Source organism: Pseudomonas sp. NPDC090592, assembly GCF_044769185.1.
Taxonomy (GTDB): Bacteria; Pseudomonadota; Gammaproteobacteria; order Pseudomonadales; family Pseudomonadaceae; genus Aquipseudomonas.
Genome location: NZ_JBIVXJ010000020.1, coordinates 99650 through 119768 on the forward strand (window position 1 = coordinate 99650; position 20119 = coordinate 119768).

The following is a 20119-nucleotide window of genomic DNA, read 5'->3' on the forward strand; positions in this document are numbered from 1 at the left end:
ATCAAAACTGACAAGTTAATGATCATAAAAAACACGCAGAGCGGACTTTTTTGTAATGGAGCGTCAAAATGTGTCAGGACAAGTATTGAAAACGTAAGTTATTTGTAAATAATTCGCATCCGACAATAAATACCATTTGGATGCTGCTTTCATGCTCAAAACCCGCCTTACCCGGCTGTCCCCCCTGTCGCTGCACCTGTGCCTCGGCGTCGCCGCGGCAATGACCACCGGCGTGGTACGCGCCGAAACGCTGGAACCCACGACAGAGGAGACTGCCAAGGAAGGCGGCAAGAAAACCTTACCCACGCTGGAACTCAGCGCCACCAATATCGAAAGCCAATGGCTGGGCGCCAGCACGGAAAACACCGGCAGCTATGCGCCGGGCACCACCACCATGGGCGGCAAGGGGCCGCAGAAACTGCGCGAGATTCCGCAATCAGTCACCGTCATCACCGATCAGCGCTTGCAGGATCAGCAGCTGCGCAACATGGACCAGGTGATGAACCAGATGACTGGTGTTACCCGCAAGGAGGCATGGGCCAAGAACACCTATGTGTCCCGTGGCTTCGAAATCAACGATGTGCGCTACGAAGGTGGCGCCACATCGAGCATGCTCGACAGCAGCCGCTACGAAGACCTTGCCCAGTTCGACAGCGTCGGCTTGTTGCGCGGTGCCGACGGTTTGTATGGCGCAGGTGAACCGGGCGGCGTAATCAACTTCAGCTACAAGCGCCCGCTGGCGCAGCCGCAGGTAAAAACCCTGACCTCGGCCGGCAGCTGGGACAACTACCGCGGCGAATTCGATGTAACCGGCCCTTTGGCAATGGACGGGCGCCTGCGCGGGCGCTATGTAGGCGTACTGGAAGACAAACATAACTTTGTCGACTACGACCACAAGAAACGCAACCTCAATTATGTGTCGTTCGAGTTCGATGCCAGCGACGATACCCTGCTGTTCTTCGGTGCCAGCCACCAGCGTGACGACCTCAATGGCGTGCGCAACACCCTGGGCCGCTTCTCCGATGGCAGCGATCTGGGCCTGTCACGCAGCACCAACCTGACCACGCCCTGGAGCTGGAACGATATCGAGAACACCACGGTGTTCGCTCGCCTGGACCAGCAACTGAGCGACAACTGGAAAGCCGTGGCCAACGTGCGCCACAACATCAACCGCAACGCGCAGAATGTGGTGGAGCTGGAAAACCCCATCGACCCCGCCACTGGCACCGGTGGCTCGTGGTGGAACAACCAGCATGATTTCAAAACCACCAACACCACCCTGGACCTGAACCTGCAAGGCTCGTTCGACGCGTTCGGCCACATGCACGACCTGACCGTGGGGGTGGACGGCAGCAAGCTCAAGAGCCGTGGCGGCAGCTACTGGAACTTCCTTTACGACGACCTGATCTTCTCGCCAACCCTGCCGGACCGCTTCCCCACGGCACAGAACTTCCCAGACACCAGCACCGATGTGCGCAAGGCAGGCGCTTACACCTCGCTGCGCATCCGCCCGGTGGACGACCTGTCGCTGATCATCGGTGGCCGCTACACGCTCATGGAAGACACCGAGTATGTCGGTGCCAATGGCCAGAAGCTCAACTCCATCGATGAGGACCGCCAGTTCGTGCCGTACTACGGCATTGTCTACGACCTCAGCGAAACCACCAGCCTGTATGCCAGCCACGCCGAAATCTACAAGTCGCAGGCCACCAAGCTGCAAGGCCCGCCGCCAGGCAGCAAGGCCCTGGAGCCGTTGACGGGTACCAACTACGAGGTGGGCATCAAGCAAGAGCTGGCTGACGGCAGGCTGCTGGCCAGCTTCGCCCTGTACCGTATAGAAAAGAAGGGCGAAGGCCAGACCGACCCGAACTACCCGCGCCAGTGGGGTGCGGTAACGTCCTGCTGCTACGTCGGTAATGGTTACCAGTTGAGCCAGGGCTTCGAACTTGAACTCAACGGTGAGGTGCTGCCGGGGCTGCAAGTGGCGCTGGGCTATACCTACAACGCCAACGAGAACAAACGTGAAGGCGATGCCCGCTTCAGCACCCATACCCCGCGCCACCTGTTCAAGCTGTGGACCGACTACCGCTTCCAGCGCCTGCCGGCACTGAGCCTTGGCGCCGGGGTGATTGCCCAGAGCGAGCACAGCGAGTCGGGCACCGTGGTACCGTTGGGCGGTAGCGAATCACTGGACTACTCCTTCGTGGAAAGCGGCTACGCCATCTACTCGGCGCGTGCCGCGTACGATCTGGACAAGCACTGGACGCTGGCCCTGAACGCCAACAACCTGTTCGACAAAACCTACTACAGCACCGTGTCTTCGACCGGCTATGGCAACCTGTATGGTGAGCCGCGCAGCTTCCTGGTCAGCCTGAGCGGCAAGTTCTGAGGCCGCTGCCGGGGCCGGTTGCGGCCCCGGTACAACCAAATCGCACAATTGACCTTCCGCTGGGCGCCGGTTTGCTCGTACCCTTGTCACAGTTTCAACTGAATAGACACGGCCAATGCGAAAACTGCTTGCTGGCGCCCTGGCGCTGGTCTTCCTTGCCGCCCTGAGTGGTTATGGCTTCTGGACCCAACAACGCCCGGAAGGCCACTACCTGTCCGACCTGCGCATCGAACTGGCACTGAACCATGGCGTGCCAGGCGAACACGGCAACCTGCTGGGTGTCGAGCCGCTGCTATACCCGGGTGACTACCAGAACCTGCAACGCCTGCACCGCAAGCTCGCCGCTTACCTCGAACAGGCTCGCGCACAAGGGCTGGTAAGCCCGCGCACGGTGGTGGTGCTGCCAGAGCACATCGGTACCTGGCTATGGGCGCGCGGTGAGAAAAACGAACTGTATCAGGTGACGCAAAGCCGCGAGGCCCTGCAATGGCTGGAGCTGAGCAACCCGCTGCGCTACGGCCTGGCCATGCTCGGCGCCGACGGCGATGACTGGCGCGCCGATGCTCACCTGCGCATGAAGGCCGAGCAAATGGCCGCAGACTATCAGCAGCTGTTCGGCAGCCTGGCCAAGGAATTCGGCGTAACCCTGGTAGCCGGCTCCATCGTGCTGCCTGCGCCCTACGTGAAACAGGGCGTGCTGCACGTCGGCAGTGGCCCGCTGTTCAACAGTAGCCTGGTGTTTGCCGGTGATGGCTCACTGCTGGGCCAACCCCAGCGCCAGCAATTCCCCGACAGTGAAAACCGCCGCTATGTCCACGATGGCCGCCAGCAACCGCTGCAAGTGGTACAAACCCCTGCCGGGCGCCTGGGCGTGTTGGTGGGCAGTGACAGCTGGTACCCGGAAAACCACCAACAATTGGCACAACAAGCCGTACAGCTGATTGCCAACCCGGTGTTCCTCAGCGGCAAGGGCAGTTGGGATGCACCTTGGCGTGGTAATCGCCATCAAGACGCCAGCGCCGGGCTTGCCCTGCAACGTGGCGAAGTCAGCGAACAGAGCGCATGGCAACGCCTGACCGAGGCGGCCGGGGCCAGCGTCAGCAGCATGAGCGTTTTCATGCGCGGCCAGTTTTGGGAACAGGCCGGCGACGGCCAGGGCTTTGCCCGTCAGTCGGGCGAATTGCTGGTGGGGACTCCCAGCCATGGCGCCCGCCTGCTGAACCTGTGGCTGTAGGCCCATGGCCCGCCCCCGCGTACGCCTTGGCGACCTTTCGGTTGGTTTTGTCCAGCCGCTGACCGAGGCGCTGCGCGAACTGGGGCACGACCCCGAGACCCTGCTGAGCCGCTATGGCCTTGATGCGCCACGCCTTGCCGAAGCTGGCGCACGCTTGTCGATTCCCCGCTACATGCACTTGGGCCACGCAGCCATCGAGCTGAGCGGTGAAGCCGCACTGGGCCTGAATATGGGCCGCCTGAGCCGCCTGGCGCATGCCGGCCTGGCCGGGGTCACCGCGGCCCAGGCGCCGACCTTGGGCGAGGCGGCGCGCACCCTGCTGCGTTTTGAGCCACTGTACGCGGCCAACTACCGTGGCCAATCCAGCTTTGAAGAAGATGCCCAGGGCGCCTGGTTGCGCTTCTATTCGATCAGCCCCTACAACGCTTACAACCGTTTCGTGGTCGACTCACTGCTCGCCGGATGGTTGGCACAGCTTGCTGATCTGGCGGGTACAGCGGTACAGGCCGAGCGCCTGGACATCGAATTTTCCGCCCCTGCCTATGCTGCGCGGTATCAAGCATTGTGCAGCACGCCTGTACAATTTTCGGCCGAGGGCAATCAGCTGAGGCTAGGCCGCGCAACACTGCAGCTGGCCAACCCCAGGCATTGCCCGAGCACCTGGCAGCATCTGTTGCAACTGTGCGAAGCCGAGATGCTGCAACGTACACGGGTGCGCAGCCTGGGTGAGCGCATCACTCACCTGCTGGGCCCGCTGCTCAATGGCGGCCAGGAACCGGACCTGGAAGAAGTGGCATTGCACCTGCAATTGCCCACCTGGACACTGCGCCGCAAGCTGGCCGAGGAAGGCACGCGCTTTCGCGACTTGCTCAACGAAACACGGCGCGACCTGGCCGAGACCTATATCCGCGATACGGAGCTGGCCTTTGGCGAGATTGCCTATCTATTGGGGTTTGCATCGGCAGAGGCCTTCCAGCGCGCGTTCAAGCGCTGGACGGGCCTTACGCCGGGGGAGTTCCGCCGCAGCCAGCGGCGGGCGGGTTAGAGCTCGGTAGCGTCGTCAGCCGGTTCCGGGGTGTCCAGCTCGTAAGCCTGGGTTTCGAGTAGTTCTTCCTGATATTCGTCCATGCCCTGTGTCCTCTTTCTCATTTTGTCTTCGTAGGTGTCGCCTTCAAGCTAAGCAGGTGGCATGAAGGAATGATGACAAGCTTATGAGTGGTAAACGTAGCAGGTGTTCAGGAAGTTATTGCCGGGCGTCTGTTACAAGGGATGTGTTCAGCCGATGCCGGCCTCTTCGCGGGCTTGCCCGCTCCCACAGGGTCTGCAGCATTACCTGTGGGAGCGGGCAAGCCCGCGAAGAGGCCAGTACCGGCGATCATCAAAGAGCGGGGGAAGCAGCCTCGGCCGGCTGCGCATCCTGCTGCACCTGGATCGGCGCGGCCTCCACCGGTGGCGCCACCGGCTGCGAGCCCTGGCTGTCATTCACCACCGGCGCCGCTGCCGCCTCACTGACCGGGGCAGCGGCCGCAGGTGCAGGCGCAGTTTCAACCGCCGGCGCCGGCGCCACCGGGTTCGCCGCAGCCTGCTCCGGCAGCCCAAGGTCAACTGCCGGTTTTTCCACCTTGGGCGCCTCGACCTTGGCCTTGGCCACCTTTTTCGGCTTGGGCAGGTAACTTTCCACAAGGGCGAAATAGCGGTCATAGAACTGCGCCGCTGTTACCGTTTCACTGGCTACCTTGACCATCGAGTCGTCACTGGAACCAATCGGCATGGACACCGAACCCAGCACCCCCACGCCCAGGCTGGCGGAGGTGTTGGACTTTTTCAGCGCATACCGGTCCTGCAGGGCGTTGGCAAACATGGTCGAACGCTGCTCGTCGCTCACATCCGGCGCGCAGGTGACGTTGAAGCTGATCTGCAGGTGGTTCTCGCTGTTCTGCTGGAAGCTCTTGTTGCCCACCACCTGGTTGGCACCGCTGCTGGTGATGATGTAGCCCTGGCTGAGCAAGGCACGCCGGGCCGCTTCGCAAGAGCCGGCATCGCTCACCGGGAAGCTGCGTGAGAAGGTGCCCGAGTCATCGAAGTTCTCGTGTTCGTACACGGCGGTTTTTTTCGAAGAACAACCGGTCACGCCCGCCAGCACCAGGGCCAGCCCGAGCGCACCAAAGACGGAAGATCTGGTCATTGCGAATTCCGGGTAAGTCGAGAAGGTGCCTATTGTGCAACACAGCAGGCAGGCACAGGAACCACTGGTCGGTGAAGAACCTGTCAGGTTGGTGTAAATCTGGGTAAAGGCCGGGAATCTTCAGCCGTAGAAACAAAAAAAGCGACCCGAAGGTCGCTTTTTTTGTACTTCAAGGCGTTCAAGGGGCCTTGAGGCGAAGATGGCGCAGCGGACGGGACTCGAACCCGCGACCCCCGGCGTGACAGGCCGGTATTCTAACCGACTGAACTACCGCTGCGTATCATTCAGGCTTGCGCCCGATTGAAACCTGGGTCTACCCTTCCGGCGAATTCGCCTGAGGGCAGGCACAAAAAAAGCGATGACGTGATCGCTTCTCTTGTGTTTGCTTCAAGGTGTTCTAGGGGCCTTGAGGCGAAGATGGCGCAGCGGACGGGACTCGAACCCGCGACCCCCGGCGTGACAGGCCGGTATTCTAACCGACTGAACTACCGCTGCGTATCGTTCAGGCTTGCGCCCGATTGAAACTGGGATCAGCCCAAGGTGCTTTACCTTGTGGCTCAGACCGGTGCAAGGCACCCATCTGTTACTGAAAAATGGCGCAGCGGACGGGACTCGAACCCGCGACCCCCGGCGTGACAGGCCGGTATTCTAACCGACTGAACTACCGCTGCGCAGTGCGTTCCTCTCTGGCTATCGGCTTCTTGCGAAACCCGATGCTACAGGAACATCTCAGGAAGTGGTGGGTGATGACGGGATCGAACCGCCGACCCTCTGCTTGTAAGGCAGATGCTCTCCCGGCTGAGCTAATCACCCTCGCGATGTTGCTTGTTGCGTTTGCTTCGCTGAGGCCGCGAAATTTACGCAGGTGGCGAAGCTAAGTCAATAGCCCCATTGAATTTTTTTCAAAAAAGGCGAAAGTTCTGTGGTGCCTGTGCCGGCCTCTTCGCGGGCAAGCCCGCTCCCACAGATACTTTGCAAGTCTTGAGAACCATGCAGTACCTGTGGGAGCGGGCTTGCCCGCGAAAGGGCCAGCACAGGCAATACAAAATGCTCAGGTGTAGATCATCTTGCGGGTCATGCCGCCATCAACCACGAATTCCTGGCCGGTAACGAACGCCGCCTGGCGTGACAGCAGCCAAGCCACCATGGCCGCCACATCCTCCACCGTCCCTACCCTGCCCGTCGGGTGCTGGGCATGGTCGGCCTCGGTCAGCGGCTCGGCACGGCGTTGCGACGGGTCACGGGCATCGATCCAGCCCGGGCTCACCGCATTGACGCGAATCTCCGGCCCCAGGCTCATGGCCAGGGCATGGGTCAAGGCCACCAGGCCACCCTTGCTCGCCGCATAGGCCTCGGTATCGGGCTCGGACTGCCGCGCCCGGGTCGAAGTGAGGTTGACGATCGCCCCGTTGTGCGCACGCAGGTACGGCGCACAATGCTTGGCCAGCAACATCGGGCCATTGAGGTTGACCGCCAGTACCCGGTTCCATTGCGCCAGGCTCAGGCTTTCCAGCGTCTGGTTGTGCGGGTTGGCAATCGCCGCATTGCACACCAGCGCGTCCAGCCGGCCAAACTGCCCCAGCACCTCAGACACCCCTGCACTGACCTGGGCCTCGTCGGCAACATCCATGGTGATGAACCAGGCATTGTCACCCAGGGCCTTGGCCACCTTGGCACCACGCTGGCGATCAAGATCACTCAGCACCACCTGCCAGCCTTCGCAGATCAGCCAGGCGGCAATCCCCAGGCCGATGCCGCGCGCAGCACCGGTTACCAGGGCGACCCGGCCATTGAGGCCGGGCGTACCGCGGCTGATCTCGATCACAATGCAGCCAGCCCGCGTGCCAGGTCTGCCTGCAGGTCAGCCACGTCTTCCAGGCCCACGGCAACGCGGATCAGGCTGTCGCGGATGCCGGCGGCTTCACGCTCCTGCGGCGACAGACGGCCGTGGGAGGTGGTAGCCGGGTGGGCGATGGTGGTTTTGCTGTCACCCAGGTTGGTGGTAATGGAAATCACCCGGGTGGCGTCGATGAAGCGCCAGGCACCCGCTTTGCCGCCCTTGACCTCAAAGCTGACCACCGCGCCAAAACCACTCATCTGGCGCTTGGCCAGTTCGTGCTGCGGGTGGCTAGGGAGGCCTGCGTAATGCACCTTTTCCACGCCGTCCTGCTGCTCCAGCCATTCAGCCAGGGCTTGGGCGCTTTCGCAGTGCGCACGCATGCGCAGGCGCAAGGTTTCCAAGCCCTTGGTGAAGATCCAGGCGTTGAACGGGCTGAGCGTCGGGCCTGCGGTACGCAGGAAGCCCACCACTTCTTTCATCTGTTCGGCACGGCCGGCAACCACACCACCCATGCAACGGCCCTGGCCGTCGATGAACTTGGTGGCCGAGTGGAACACGATGTCGGCGCCCAGCTTCAGCGGCTGCTGCAGCGCCGGGGTGCTGAAGCAGTTGTCCACCACCAGCATGGCGCCATGGGCATGGGCGATTTCGCTGAGCGCGGTGATGTCGACCAACTCGGCCAGCGGGTTGGACGGCGATTCGACGATCAGCAGCTTGGTGTTGGCCTTGATGGCCTTTTCCCAGCCGCCGAGGTCGACCAGTGGCACGTAGTCCACCTGCACGCCAAAGCGCTTGAAATACTTCTCGAACAGGCTGATGGTTGAGCCGAATACGCTCTGCGACACCAGCACATGGTCACCGGCGCTGCACAGCGACATCACCACGGCCAGGATCGCCGCCATGCCGGTGGACGTACCCACGGCCTGCTCGGCGCCTTCCATTGCCGCCAGGCGCTCCTCGAAGGCACGTACCGACGGGTTGGTGTAGCGCGAGTAGACGTTGCCCGGCGTTTCACCGGCAAAGCGCGCAGCGGCATCGGCCGCCGTGCGGAACACGTAGCTGGAGGTCAGGAACAGCGCTTCGCTGTGCTCGCCCTCGGGTGTACGGTGTTGACCGGCGCGCACCGCCAGGGTGTCGAAACCGACACCCTCGAGGTCGCTGTCCAGTCGCCCGGCATCCCATTGATCCGTCATGCCGTCGCTCCCTGAATCAGTTGTTGTAGAGGTCGATGATCGCGCTGACGGCCTGGTTCTTGACCTTGGCCAGGTCATTACGGGCCTGCTCGATGCGATCGAGGTAGGCCGCGTCGATATCGCCGGTGACGTACTCACCGTTGAATACCGCGCAATCGAAGTGATCGATCTTGATCTTGCCGCCACCGACCGAATCGATCAGGTCAGGCAGGTCCTGGTAGACCAGCCAGTCGGCGCCAATCAACTCGGCCACTTGTTCGGTGGTACGGTTGTGGGCGATCAGCTCGTGAACACTCGGCATGTCGATGCCGTAGACGTTGGGGTAGCGCACCGCAGGGGCTGCGGAGCAGAAGTAGACATTCTTCGCACCGGCTTCGCGGGCCATCTGGATGATCTGCTTGCAGGTAGTGCCGCGCACGATCGAGTCGTCCACCAGCATCACGTTCTTGCCGCGGAACTCCAGCTCGATGGCGTTGAGTTTCTGGCGTACCGACTTCTTGCGCGCAGCCTGGCCGGGCATGATGAAGGTACGGCCGATGTAACGGTTCTTGACGAAACCTTCGCGGAACTTGACGCCCAGGCGGTTGGCCAGCTCCAGCGCAGCCGTGCGGCTGGTGTCCGGAATCGGGATGACCACGTCGATATCATGCTCAGGGCGCTCACGCATGATCTTGTCGGCCAGTTTCTCACCCATGCGCAGACGGGCCTTGTACACCGAAATACCGTCGATGATGGAGTCCGGGCGGGCCAGGTACACGTGCTCGAAGATGCACGGTTGCAGGTTCGGCGCTTCGGCGCACTGCTTGGTGAACAACTGGCCGCCTTCGGTGATGTACACCGCTTCGCCCGGTGCCAGGTCGCGGATCAGGGTGAAGCCGAGTACGTCCAGCGCCACGCTTTCCGACGCGATCATGTATTCCACGCCTTCGTCGGTGTGACGCTGGCCGAACACCACCGGGCGGATGCCATGGGGGTCGCGGAAACCGACAATGCCGTAGCCGGTGATCATTGCCACCACGGCGTAACCGCCGACACAACGGCTGTGTACGTGGGAAACGGCAGCAAACACGTCTTCTTCAGTGGGCTGCAGCTTGCCACGCACCGCCAGCTCATGGGCGAACACGTTCAGCAGCACCTCCGAGTCGGAGTTGGTGTTGACGTGGCGCAGGTCAGACTCGTAGATCTCTTTGGCCAGCTGCTCGACGTTGGTCAGGTTGCCGTTGTGCGCCAGGGTGATGCCGTATGGCGAGTTGACGTAGAACGGCTGGGCCTCGGCCGAGGTCGAGCTGCCCGCAGTCGGGTAGCGCACGTGGCCGATGCCGATGCTGCCTACCAGGCGCTGCATGTGGCGCTGCTGGAACACGTCGCGCACCAGGCCATTATCCTTGCGCAGGAACAACCGGCCGTCATGGCTGGTCACGATACCGGCAGCGTCCTGGCCGCGGTGCTGGAGGACCGTAAGCGCGTCATACAGCGCCTGATTGACGTTCGACTTACCGACGATACCGACGATGCCACACATGCGACGCAACCCCTACTTTGACGAAACTTGAGTGAATAGCGCTCAGGGCTTTGCCGGCCCGAGCAACTGTTCCTTGAACGGCAGATCAGCCGGAGCGCTGATCAGCCCACCGGGCGACCACTGGCCGGTGAAACCCAGAATCAGGTTTTTCGACCAGTCGGCGACCAGGAGAAATTGTGGTATCAGGCGTGATTCCTGCCACCAGGTGTCTTGTTGAACCGGCCCCAGGCTGATCAGGCCTATGGCCACCACTACCAGCAAGGCCCCGCGCGCGGCACCAAAGGCCATGCCCAGGAAACGATCGGTGCCGGACAGCCCGGTCACCCGGATCAGCTCACCGACCAGGAAATTGACCATGGCCCCCACCAGCAAGGTGGCGACGAAAAGAATGGCGCAGCCCGCGATGACGCGCATCGATGGCGTCTGGATATAGCTTTCAAGATACACCGAGAGCGAACCGCCGAACATCCAGGCAACCGCACCGGCAATGATCCAGATGAGCAAGGACAAGGCTTCCTTGACGAAGCCGCGCTTGAGACTGATCAGTGTGGAGACGGCGATGATCGCGATGATCGCCCAATCAACCAAGGTAAATGCCACGGTGCTGCCTGCAGACGTTTGAGGCGGCGCATTTTACCAGAGCGGCGGGCTGGGAGTAAGCGGAATGTCAGACGATTAGCCCCATCTGGGTGTGAGGGCAACTGTCTTGCTCAAAATCTAAAAGCTGACGCGATCCCTGTGGGAGCGGGCTTGCCCGCGAACACCGGCGCAGCCGGTGCCATGCACCGCGTTGGATTCTTCGCGGCGGTTCGACGCCTCGACGCGCCCGCCCCCACAATCGCGCAGAAGCCGCAAGCCTGAATTAGCTGCGCTCGGGCTGGAATCGCACCACAAAGCCCTTGAGGCTGTTCTGGCGGTTTACCGCGTCGCGCACGCGCTCGGCCTCGGCCCGCTCGATCAATGGCCCTACATACACCCGGTTCATCCCGCCTGCCGAACGGATATAGGCGTTGTAGCCCTGGCTACGCAAGGTTTGCTGCAGCTTCTCGGCACCGGCCCGGTTGGACAGGCTGGCCAACTGGATCGACCAGCTGACCGGCAGGCCATTGACGTCGATCTTCGACGGCGCAGCCGGCGCTGGCGTGGCAGCAACCTTGGCCTCGACCTTGGGTGCTGGAGCGGGTGCAGGCGCCTGCGGCTTGGCCGGCTGCACCTGCGCCTGGGTCTGCGGAGATGGGGTGATCGGCTGGCTTGGGGTACTGGCCGGCGCCGTGGACTCGTCAACCACCACGGGTGCTTGCTGCGGCTCTTCCGGAATGGCCTGCGGCTCCGGTACGGCAACCGGCTCCACTTTCACTTCCGGCAGGCTGGGCATGGCCGGCGCCTGCGGGGCTTCGACGTGCACCTGGCGCATCTCGTCCTCGCGAGTGAACAGCATGGGCAGGAAAATCACCGCCAGCGCCACCAGCACCAGCGCACCGACCATGCGCTGTTTCATCCCTTTATCCAGCACTGCCATCTATTCCACCCTCCTGGGCGTGCCGCTCCAGCCATTCCAGCGCCTGGGCAACACAGAAAAACGAACCGAACAGCAGGACCTGGTCATCCGCCGTCGCCTGCGCGCATTGCCCTTCAAGGGCTGCGCCGACGCTGGCATAAGACTTCACCGCGGCGCCGAGGTTCGTCAAGGCCGTTGCCAACTCCGCAGCCGGGCGGCTACGTGGCGTATCCAGCGGCGTTACGGCCCAGTCATCGACCAGGCCCTTCAGCGGCGCGACAACGCCGTCCAGATCCTTGTCGGCAAGCAGGCCAAACACTGCCAGACGGCGCCCCTTGAGCGGGCGCGCCGCCAAGCGACGGGCCAGATACTCCGCTGCATGGGGGTTGTGCCCCACGTCCAGCAGCAGCTCTACCGGCTTGCCCTGCCAGTGCAACACACGACGATCGAGCCGGCCGGTGATACGGGTAGCCAGCAGCGCCTGGCGCACCTGCGCGGCATCCCAGGGCAGGCCCATCAGCAGGTAAGCCTGCAGGGCCAGCGCGGCGTTCTCCATGGGCAGGTCGAGCAATGGCAAGTCACGCAGCGCTACCTGCGCGCCATCTGCCGCAGTACCCCGCCAGCTCCAGGCGCCATCGGTAATGGCCAGGTCGAAATCACGACCACGCAGGAACAGCGGCGCAGCCAGTTCGGCGGCCTTGTCCAGCAACGGCTGTGGCGGATCCAGGTCGCCGCACAGGGCCGGCTTGCCCTGACGGAAGATGCCGGCCTTCTCGAACGCCACCAACTCACGGGTATCGCCCAGGTAATCGACATGGTCGACGCCGATGCTGGTCACCAGGGCCAGGTCGGCATCCACCACGTTCACGGTGTCCAGACGGCCACCAAGGCCCACTTCCAGCACCACGGCATCCAGCTGCGACTGGTAGAACAACCAGAACGCGGCCAGCGTACCCATCTCGAAGTAGGTCAGGGAAATCTCGCCCCGCGCCGCCTCGACGGCGGTGAAGGCTTCGCACAGGCGCTCATCGCTGGCCTCCTGGCCATCGATCAGCACCCGCTCGTTGTAACGCAACAGGTGCGGCGAGCTGTACACGCCGACCTTGAGCCCCTGGGCACGTAGCAGCGAGGCCACGAAGGCGCAGGTCGACCCCTTGCCATTGGTGCCGGTTACCGTCACCACGCGTGGCGCCAGCTTGCCCAGCGCCAGCCGGGCAAGCACCTTCTGCGACCGCTCCAGGCCCATGTCGATGGCCGAGGGGTGCAACTGCTCGAGGTAGGCGAGCCATTCGCCCAGGGATCGTTGTTTCATCACGCGACAGCTGCCGCCTCACGTGCTTGCTCCGGCGTTTCCTGGCCGGTCATCTGCGCCAGCAGGCGGGCCAGACGTGGGCGCAGATCGCCACGGGAGATGATCAGGTCGATAGCACCGTGCTCCAGCAGGAACTCGCTGCGCTGGAAGCCTTCTGGCAGCTTCTCGCGGACGGTCTGCTCGATCACGCGTGGGCCGGCGAAGCCGATCAGGGCTTTCGGCTCACCGACGATCACGTCGCCGAGCATCGCCAGGCTGGCGGAAACGCCACCGTACACAGGGTCGGTGAGCACCGAGATGAACGGAATGCCTTCTTCACGCAGGCGCGCCAGCACGGCCGAGGTCTTGGCCATCTGCATCAGCGAGATCAGCGCTTCCTGCATGCGCGCACCGCCCGAGGCGGAGAAGCAGACCATCGGGCAGCGGTTTTCCAGGGCGTAGTTGGCCGCGCGCACGAAGCGCTCGCCGACGATGGCGCCCATGGAGCCGCCCATGAACGAGAACTCGAAGGCGCTGACCACGATCGGCATGCCCATCAGGGTGCCGCTCATGGAAATCAGGGCGTCTTTTTCGCCGGTCTGCTTCTGCGCGCCGACCAGGCGGTCCTTGTACTTCTTGCCGTCGCGGAACTTCAGGCGGTCGACCGGCTCCAGCTCGGCGCCCAGTTCGGCACGGCCTTCGGCGTCAAGGAAGATGTCGATACGCGCACGTGCGCCGATGCGCATGTGGTGGTTGCACTTGGGGCAGACATCCAGGGTCTTTTCCAGCTCCGGACGATACAGCACGGCCTCGCAAGCCGGGCACTTGTGCCACAGGCCTTCAGGCACCGAGCTCTTCTTCACCTCGGAACGCATGATCGAAGGGATCAGTTTGTCGACTAACCAGTTGCTCATGCTTTCTTTCTCCAGTATTGGCAGGCGGGGGCCGGTGTCGCCGGCCCTGCCCTGCCCTTGAGCTCAAAATCTTTTATAAAACCATGATGGACCGGCCGCCGGGGCTTCCAGCGCATCGCTCCACCGCTAATGTGTTGTACTGCCGCCACCGGTGCAGGCGGCCACCCCGCAGGGCTGCGAAAGCTATGGACGATGGCGCGCAGCCAGCCGTCACATCTGCCATCACGCCTGTTTCACCGCCCGCATGAACGCTTCGATCTTCGCCGCATCCTTGATGCCCTTGGCCTGCTCGACGCCACCGCTCACATCCACCGCATAAGGCCGTACCTGGGCAATGGCCTGGCCGACGTTATCGGCCGAAAGCCCACCCGCCAGAATGATCGGTTTGCTCAGGTGTGCCGGCACCAGTGACCAGTCGAACGCCTCACCGGTTCCCCCAGGCACGCCCGCCACGTAGGTATCCAGCAGTATGCCGCGGGCACCTGCATACAGCTGGCAGGCCGCCTCCAGGTCATCGCCCGGGCGCACACGCAGGGCCTTGATCCAGGGGCGGTGGTAGCCCTCGCAGTCCAGCGGGGTTTCGTCGCCGTGGAACTGTAGCAGGTCCAGTGGAACCACTTCGAGGATCTCGTTCAGCTCGCAGCGGGAGGCGTTGACGAACAGCCCGACCGTGGTCACGAACGGTGGCAGCTCGGCAATGATCGCCCGCGCCTGGCGCACGTCCACTGCCCTCGGGCTTTTGGCATAGAAGACAAAGCCGATGGCATCGGCACCCGCTTCGGCAGCGGCCAGTGCGTCTTCGATGCGGGTAATCCCACAGATCTTGCTGCGAACATTGCTCATGGACAGCGAACCCTGGTTGTTACGGTGAAAGGCCGGATGTTAGCAAATGGCTTTTCGCCCGTCAGTCTGCCAACGCCTCGTAGCCGGTCAAAAAGTGTGGGCCGATGTAACGCTGGGGCAGCGCATATTCCTCGGGATACTCCACCTTTACCAGGTAAAGCCCGTACGGATGGGCGGTGACACCGGCTTCGCGGCGGTCGCGCCCTTCCAGCACCTCACGCGCCCAGGTAACGGGACGTTCACCGGCGCCAATGGCCATCAGCACACCGGCGATGTTGCGCACCATGTGGTGCAGGAAGGCGGTGGCGCGCACGTCCAGCACGATCATCTGGCCATGGCGGGTAACGCGCAGGTGGTAGATGTGCTTGACCGGCGACTTGGCCTGGCACTGGCTGGCACGGAACGCACTGAAGTCGTGGGTGCCTAGCAGGAACTGTGCAGCCTCGGCCATGCGCTCGACATCCAGCGGGCGGTGGTTCCAGGTCACTTCCTCGGCCAGGTGCGCCGGGCGGATCGGGTCGTTGTAGATGACGTAGCGGTAACGCCGCGCACACGCCTTGAAGCGGGCGTGGAAGTCGGCTGGCATCGGCCGCGACCACACCACACTGATGTCGTGCGGCAGGTTGAAGTTGGTGCCCATGGTCCAGGCGCGCTCGTCACGCACGGCGCGGGTGTCGAAGTGCACGACCTGGCCGCAGCCGTGCACACCGGCATCGGTGCGCCCGGCGCAGATCACCGAAACCGGCTCGTTGGCGACCTTTGACAGCGCCTGTTCCAGCGCCTGCTGGACACTGGGCACGCCACTGGCCTGGCGCTGCCAGCCGCGGTAGCGGGCACCTTTGTACTCCACGCCCAGGGCGATACGGGAATAGCCTTCGGCAGCGGATTCGGTGGTGGCGGTGTCGATGATGTCCAAGCGTTTGAAACCTGTGGGGTGTGCGGAGTGGCGGGGATTATAACGACAACGGCAGCCTTGTAGGGCTGCCGCTGAATATGCAGTGCATTTGCGGGCCTCTTCGCGGGCTTGCCCGCACCCACAGGATCACCACACATTTGCGACCTCGTGAGTAACCTGTGGGAGCGGGCGAGCCCGCGAAGAGGCCGGCCCTGCTTGCATCATACCAGCCGGGAGAGCATGTCCTCGGCTTCCTGGCGCTGGCCGTCGTCGCCGTCCTTGACCACTTCATCCAGGATGTCGCGCGCCCCCTGGTTGTCGCCCATGTCGATGTAGGCACGTGCCAGGTCGAGCTTGGTGGCCACCTCGTCACTGCCGGAGAAGAAGTCGAAGTCCAGGTCGTCCAGCGGCTCAGGCTCCGGCTGTGCAACGGCGTCTTCGCTGGTGAAGTGCGGCTCTAGCGAAGGCGACTCCAGGCTTTGCGACAACTTGTCCAGCTCGGCGTTGACGTCGTCCAGCTCCGAAGCAAAGCGCTTGGCTGCCGGCGAATCGTCTTCCAGCGACAACGACAGGTCAAAGTCCGACGGCATGTCGAAATCGGAGACCGGCTCGAACGCCGGCTCGCTGTCGAAAGCATCCAGCTCGGCAGCTATATCCACCGGGGCCTCTTGCACAGCATCCGGGGCGGCAGGGGCAACGGGCTCACTGACATCAAGGTCGAAATCGGACAGGTCGACAGCCGGCTGCACTTCGGCCTGGGCCAGCATGGACTCGAAATCGGCGTCGGCGTCGGCTTGCAGTTCGGCATCCACGGCAAACGGCTGTTCTTCTGGCTGAGCCTCTTCAAATGCAGGCTCATCCAGCACAGGCTCGGCAATCACCAATTCGTCAGGCACAGGCTCCTGCACCACTGACGCGTCCAGCAGCGGCGCCTCCAGCGGGTCTTCCTCGGGCAGGTCTTCACCCAGGCTCAAGTCGAAGGCACTGTCCAGGTCCTGTTCATCGAGGCCGTGTTCTTCCAGGCCCGATACATCGAGCGTGGGCACGTCGTCGAAGGCTTCCAGGTCCGCTTCAGGCTCGAACATGGCCTCAGGCTCCACTTGCCCGACAACCTCTGGCTCCACCTGCGCCTCGAATTCAGGCACTTGCTCAGGGACCACGTCGGCAACCACGGGCGCCTCGGGCTGGTCGTGCAGCAGCTCCTGCACGTACTGCTCATCCATCTCGGCGGCCAGCGCGGCGGCACCCAGGCCCGCAGCGGCCAGGCCGAGCATGGCAGGGTAACGCTCTTTCAGCCCTGCTACTTCGGCGGTGTTCTGTTCGCTGGCCGGCAGTTTGCGCTCTTGCTCGGCGAACGCGCTTTGATCACCCTGGCGGGCGTACACGTCCATGAGCTTCAGGCGCAGGTCATCACGCTCCGGCGCAGCGGCCACAGCGGGTTCCAGTAGATCGGTAGCGCGGTTCAGGCGCCCTTCGGCCAGGCATTGGTCGACTTCCGCCAGCAGCGCGGCATGCGGGTCGGCTTGCGGCTCAGGCGCTGGCGTCGCCTCGGCGGCTGGCTCCGCTACTTTCTCGGCAGCGACGGCAGCGGCAGCCGAAGCGGCGACCACGGCTGGCGACAGGGTCACGCTCGGCTCCGAGACTTCGACGCCGTCAAGGCTTTCGGTATCGGTGTCAAAGCCTGTGCCTTGCTCTTCTTCCAGCGCCCGCGCCATGCGCAGGTGCTTTTCAGCTTCTTGCTGGGCCTTGCGTTTGCGCGCCAGCAGCAGCAACAGAAGCAGCAGCACAAGGAATGCACTGCCGGCAATCAGCCCAAGCAGCAGCGGGTTGCCCATGACCTGGTCGACAACACTTTGCGATTGGCCGGCTGGCGCAGGCTTGGCGGCCGGCACCGGCTTGGGCGCGGTGTCGACGGCAGCGGGTGCAGGCTTGGCCGCTGGCTGGGCAGCTGGCTGGGCAGCCGCCGCTGGCTGGGCCGGCGTAGCGGCAGCGGCAGCCGGGGCGGCCACACCCTGGGCTTGCAAACGGGCCAGCTGGTCATTCTTGAGGTCGATCAGACGCTGCAGCTTGTCCAGCTGGCTCTGCAGGTCGGTCATGCGGCTTTTCAGTTCTTCGTTGTCGCGGCGGCTGGTATCCAGGCTTTCCTGCGCCACGGCCAGCTTGTCATTGAGCGCCTTGGCCTGGCCAGCACCCGCCTGGCTGCCCGGGCTGACCAGGCGCAGGTTGTCGCCCTGGGCAATACGTGCCGGTGCCGCCTCGGCGGCGCCACGGCGGGTAGCGTCGAGCTGGCGCGCACGCGGGCCCAGCCGGCGGCCTTCACGCCAGGCGGCATACTGTTCGGCCACCTCGCTGTTCGCCTCGGCCTGCGGGATGTTCTGGATCTGCTGCTGGTCGGGCAGGCGCAGCACCTGGCCAACCTTCAGCTGGTTGATGTTGTTGCCGATGAAGGCGTCCGGGTTCAGCGCCTGGATTGCGATCATGGTCTGCTGGATCGAGCCACCCTGGGTGTTGCGCGCAGCAATTTGCCACAGGGTGTCGCGACGCTGGGTGGTGTAGTTGCTGGCACCGGTTACCGCCGGCGCAACATTGCCCGCCGCCGGCTTGTCACCCTGGGCCTTGGCCTGGTCGAGCAGCACGCTGTAGTCACGCAGCAGGCGGCCCTGCGGCCACATCACCTGGACCAGGAACTTGACCACTGGCCCCGGCAGCGGCTGGCTGGAGGTAACCCGCAGCACGCTCTTGCCGTTGGGGTTGATCACCGGCGTGAAGGTCAGGTCTTCGAGGTAGGTCGGAAACGCCACCCCGGCCTTGCTGAACTCTTCCGGCGACGCCAGGCTTGGCGCCACTTCAGCGGCCTTGAGGTCGCGCACGTCGAGCAATTCGATCTCGGCGTCCAGCGGCTGATTCTGTGCCGACTTCAGGGTCAGCTCCCCCAGGCCCAGCGCATTCGCCATGCCAGACGACAGCGCCGATGCTGCAGCCATGGCCAGAACCAGTTTGCGAATTCGAAGCATGACCTCTTCCCTTGTATGAATCGTCCCGAAACCTGCAAGCAGAGCAGGACAAAAGTGCTCGCCAGTATCTTTTACGGCATGTGTTTAATCAACAATTGTGCCACTTGCACGGCGTTGAGCGCGGCGCCTTTGCGCACGTTGTCAGTGGTCAGCCAAAGGTTGAGCTGCTGATCTTCATCAACACCGTGACGTACACGACCAACATAGACCACGTCTTGGCCCACTGCGTCACCAACCGGGGTCGGATAATCGTCGTTTTCCACCAACTCGACGCTGTCGGCTGCGTCCAGGGCCTGGTTGACCGCTGCCAGGTCGACCGGGCGACGGCTTTGCACGGCCACACTGAAGCTATCGCCGAAAAACACCGGGACTTGAACGCAGCTCACGGAAATCTTCAGTTCAGGCAGGCCCAGCAGCACGCGCAGCTCGCTGACCAGGCGGCGCTCCAGGGCAGTATGGCCCTGCTCGTCGGCAGCACCGACCTGGGCCAGCAGGTTGAACGCCACCTGGCGGTCGAAGAAGCGCGGCTCCAGCGGCCGGGCGTTGAGCAGCTCGGCGGTTTGCCGGGCCAGCTCGCTGACCGCTTCGCGGCCTTGCGCGGATACCGCCAGCGCGGCCATTACCTGCACCCGCTCGATGTCCAGCAGGCCCTTGAGCGGCGCCAGCGCGACGGCCAGGGCGACCGCGGCCGAGCATGGGCTGACAATGCGTGCCGGCAGCGCCAGGCCGGCCAGGCGCTCGGCGTTGGCTTCCGGCACCAGGGCCAGGGCGTCGTCCAGGCCGCCAGACAGGTCGATGACCGTGCAGCCGGCCTGCAGCGCCTTGCCGGCAAAGCTGCGGCTGACAGCGGCGCCGGTGGCGAAGAAGGCCAGCTTGACCTGGGCGAAGTCGAAGCTGTCGACTTCACGCACCTTGAGCTTCTTGCCGGCGAACATCACGCTGCTGCCGGCCGACTCCATGCTGGCCAGCAGGTGCAGGGTGGCGACCGGGAACGCCAGTTCTTCGAGCACCTGTACCAGGGTTTCACCGACGCTGCCGGTGGCGCCGACGATGGCGATATCGAATGTAGGGTTCATGCTGCGGGCTGCCTCAGGCGAAACGGGAGCGGCACTTTACTCGCATTGGCCGGGGGAGGCCAATCTGGCTTGTATGCCGGGGATTCGGGGGCTGCCCTAAGGGCCTGGCATACAAGTTTGATTGTCTGTTAGATCGAGCGCCGCCCGCGCGGCGCTTCGCGGGGCAAGTCGGATCGCCGCACCGCCGCTCCCACATTTGTTGCAACGTGGCCATGCCTGTGGGAG

General features: G+C 63.5%; 15 protein-coding genes and 4 tRNA genes. 3 read left to right on the forward strand and 16 right to left on the reverse strand.

The annotated features are described in order from the left end of the window. The first annotated feature begins 151 nt into the window (after positions 1–151). The 3 genes from ACIQUI_RS18615 (at position 152) to ACIQUI_RS18625 (ending at position 4668) form a co-directional block, all read left to right on the forward strand. The gene (locus ACIQUI_RS18615; RefSeq protein WP_403201338.1) at positions 152–2389 is read left to right on the forward strand and encodes a TonB-dependent siderophore receptor; all 2238 of its coding nucleotides are present in this window, start codon (positions 152–154) and stop codon (positions 2387–2389) included. 115 nt (positions 2390–2504) lie between these two features. Then, entirely contained in the window at positions 2505–3623 is a 1119-nt protein-coding gene (locus ACIQUI_RS18620) for a nitrilase-related carbon-nitrogen hydrolase (protein ID WP_403201340.1), read from the forward strand. A gap of 4 nt (positions 3624–3627) precedes the next feature. Then, positions 3628–4668, forward strand: coding sequence for an AraC family transcriptional regulator (locus tag ACIQUI_RS18625; RefSeq protein ID WP_403201343.1), 1041 nt, complete (start codon positions 3628–3630; stop codon positions 4666–4668). Positions 4669–5001: 333 nt separating this feature from the next. On the opposite strand, the gene ACIQUI_RS18630 is transcribed toward ACIQUI_RS18625, so the two are convergent. The 16 genes from ACIQUI_RS18630 to ACIQUI_RS18705 all read right to left on the reverse strand — a co-directional run bounded on the left by ACIQUI_RS18630 (position 5002) and on the right by ACIQUI_RS18705 (position 19894). Continuing rightward, entirely contained in the window at positions 5002–5808 is an 807-nt protein-coding gene (locus ACIQUI_RS18630) for a DUF2242 domain-containing protein (protein ID WP_403201346.1), read from the reverse strand. A gap of 200 nt (positions 5809–6008) precedes the next feature. After that, a tRNA-Asp gene (locus tag ACIQUI_RS18635) sits at positions 6009–6085 on the reverse strand. Positions 6086–6226: 141 nt separating this feature from the next. Then, positions 6227–6303: transfer RNA gene (locus tag ACIQUI_RS18640), tRNA-Asp, on the reverse strand. 99 nt (positions 6304–6402) lie between these two features. Further along, a tRNA-Asp gene (locus ACIQUI_RS18645) sits at positions 6403–6479 on the reverse strand. 66 nt (positions 6480–6545) lie between these two features. Next, positions 6546–6621: transfer RNA gene (locus ACIQUI_RS18650), tRNA-Val, on the reverse strand. Between the two features lie 238 nt (positions 6622–6859). Then, positions 6860–7633, reverse strand: coding sequence for an SDR family oxidoreductase (locus ACIQUI_RS18655; RefSeq protein ID WP_403201348.1), 774 nt, complete (start codon positions 7631–7633; stop codon positions 6860–6862). Next, entirely contained in the window at positions 7630–8841 is a 1212-nt protein-coding gene (locus tag ACIQUI_RS18660) for an O-succinylhomoserine sulfhydrylase (RefSeq protein ID WP_391134720.1), read from the reverse strand. Before ACIQUI_RS18660 ends, ACIQUI_RS18655 begins: the two co-directional genes overlap by 4 nt. Before the next feature lie 16 nt (positions 8842–8857). After that, on the reverse strand, positions 8858–10363 hold the full coding sequence (gene purF / locus ACIQUI_RS18665; protein WP_391134723.1) for an amidophosphoribosyltransferase: 1506 nt from the start codon (positions 10361–10363) through the stop codon (positions 8858–8860). 42 nt (positions 10364–10405) lie between these two features. Continuing rightward, positions 10406–10963: a CvpA family protein gene (locus ACIQUI_RS18670; protein WP_201207519.1), complete on the reverse strand. Its 558-nt coding sequence runs from the start codon at positions 10961–10963 to the stop codon at positions 10406–10408. Positions 10964–11225: 262 nt separating this feature from the next. Then, the gene (locus ACIQUI_RS18675) at positions 11226–11882 is read right to left on the reverse strand and encodes an SPOR domain-containing protein (RefSeq protein ID WP_403201352.1); all 657 of its coding nucleotides are present in this window, start codon (positions 11880–11882) and stop codon (positions 11226–11228) included. Next, a complete protein-coding gene (gene folC, locus ACIQUI_RS18680) occupies positions 11866–13173 on the reverse strand; it encodes a bifunctional tetrahydrofolate synthase/dihydrofolate synthase (protein WP_403201355.1) in 1308 nt (435 codons plus the stop codon). Before folC ends, ACIQUI_RS18675 begins: the two co-directional genes overlap by 17 nt. Next, on the reverse strand, positions 13173–14066 hold the full coding sequence (accD, locus tag ACIQUI_RS18685) for an acetyl-CoA carboxylase, carboxyltransferase subunit beta (protein WP_391134733.1): 894 nt from the start codon (positions 14064–14066) through the stop codon (positions 13173–13175). Before accD ends, folC begins: the two co-directional genes overlap by 1 nt. Positions 14067–14288: 222 nt before the next feature. Beyond that, a complete protein-coding gene (locus tag ACIQUI_RS18690) occupies positions 14289–14909 on the reverse strand; it encodes a phosphoribosylanthranilate isomerase (RefSeq protein WP_403201357.1) in 621 nt (206 codons plus the stop codon). Between the two features lie 61 nt (positions 14910–14970). Further along, on the reverse strand, positions 14971–15825 hold the full coding sequence (gene truA, locus ACIQUI_RS18695) for a tRNA pseudouridine(38-40) synthase TruA (RefSeq protein ID WP_403201360.1): 855 nt from the start codon (positions 15823–15825) through the stop codon (positions 14971–14973). 200 nt (positions 15826–16025) lie between these two features. Continuing rightward, entirely contained in the window at positions 16026–18818 is a 2793-nt protein-coding gene (locus tag ACIQUI_RS18700) for a FimV/HubP family polar landmark protein (protein WP_403201363.1), read from the reverse strand. A gap of 71 nt (positions 18819–18889) precedes the next feature. Next, positions 18890–19894 (reverse strand): aspartate-semialdehyde dehydrogenase, encoded by a 1005-nt coding sequence (locus ACIQUI_RS18705; RefSeq protein ID WP_403201365.1) that lies wholly within the window; start codon positions 19892–19894, stop codon positions 18890–18892. Positions 19895–20119 lie beyond the last annotated feature (225 nt).

Excerpts from the sequence above, each read along its gene's own strand:
- ACIQUI_RS18625 (WP_403201343.1), top strand. The coding sequence starts at position 3,628 with ATGGCCCGCCCCCGCGTACGCCTTGGCGACCTTTCGGTTGGTTTTGTC.
- ACIQUI_RS18675 (WP_403201352.1), bottom strand. The coding sequence starts at position 11,882 with ATGGCAGTGCTGGATAAAGGGATGAAACAGCGCATGGTCGGTGCGCTG.
- ACIQUI_RS18660 (WP_391134720.1), bottom strand. The coding sequence starts at position 8,841 with ATGACGGATCAATGGGATGCCGGGCGACTGGACAGCGACCTCGAGGGT.
- ACIQUI_RS18615 (WP_403201338.1), top strand. The coding sequence starts at position 152 with ATGCTCAAAACCCGCCTTACCCGGCTGTCCCCCCTGTCGCTGCACCTG.
- purF (WP_391134723.1), bottom strand. The coding sequence starts at position 10,363 with ATGTGTGGCATCGTCGGTATCGTCGGTAAGTCGAACGTCAATCAGGCG.
- ACIQUI_RS18630 (WP_403201346.1), bottom strand. The coding sequence starts at position 5,808 with ATGACCAGATCTTCCGTCTTTGGTGCGCTCGGGCTGGCCCTGGTGCTG.
- ACIQUI_RS18620 (WP_403201340.1), top strand. The coding sequence starts at position 2,505 with ATGCGAAAACTGCTTGCTGGCGCCCTGGCGCTGGTCTTCCTTGCCGCC.
- ACIQUI_RS18690 (WP_403201357.1), bottom strand. The coding sequence starts at position 14,909 with ATGAGCAATGTTCGCAGCAAGATCTGTGGGATTACCCGCATCGAAGAC.
- accD (WP_391134733.1), bottom strand. The coding sequence starts at position 14,066 with ATGAGCAACTGGTTAGTCGACAAACTGATCCCTTCGATCATGCGTTCC.
- ACIQUI_RS18705 (WP_403201365.1), bottom strand. The coding sequence starts at position 19,894 with ATGAACCCTACATTCGATATCGCCATCGTCGGCGCCACCGGCAGCGTC.
- folC (WP_403201355.1), bottom strand. The coding sequence starts at position 13,173 with ATGAAACAACGATCCCTGGGCGAATGGCTCGCCTACCTCGAGCAGTTG.
- ACIQUI_RS18700 (WP_403201363.1), bottom strand. The coding sequence starts at position 18,818 with ATGCTTCGAATTCGCAAACTGGTTCTGGCCATGGCTGCAGCATCGGCG.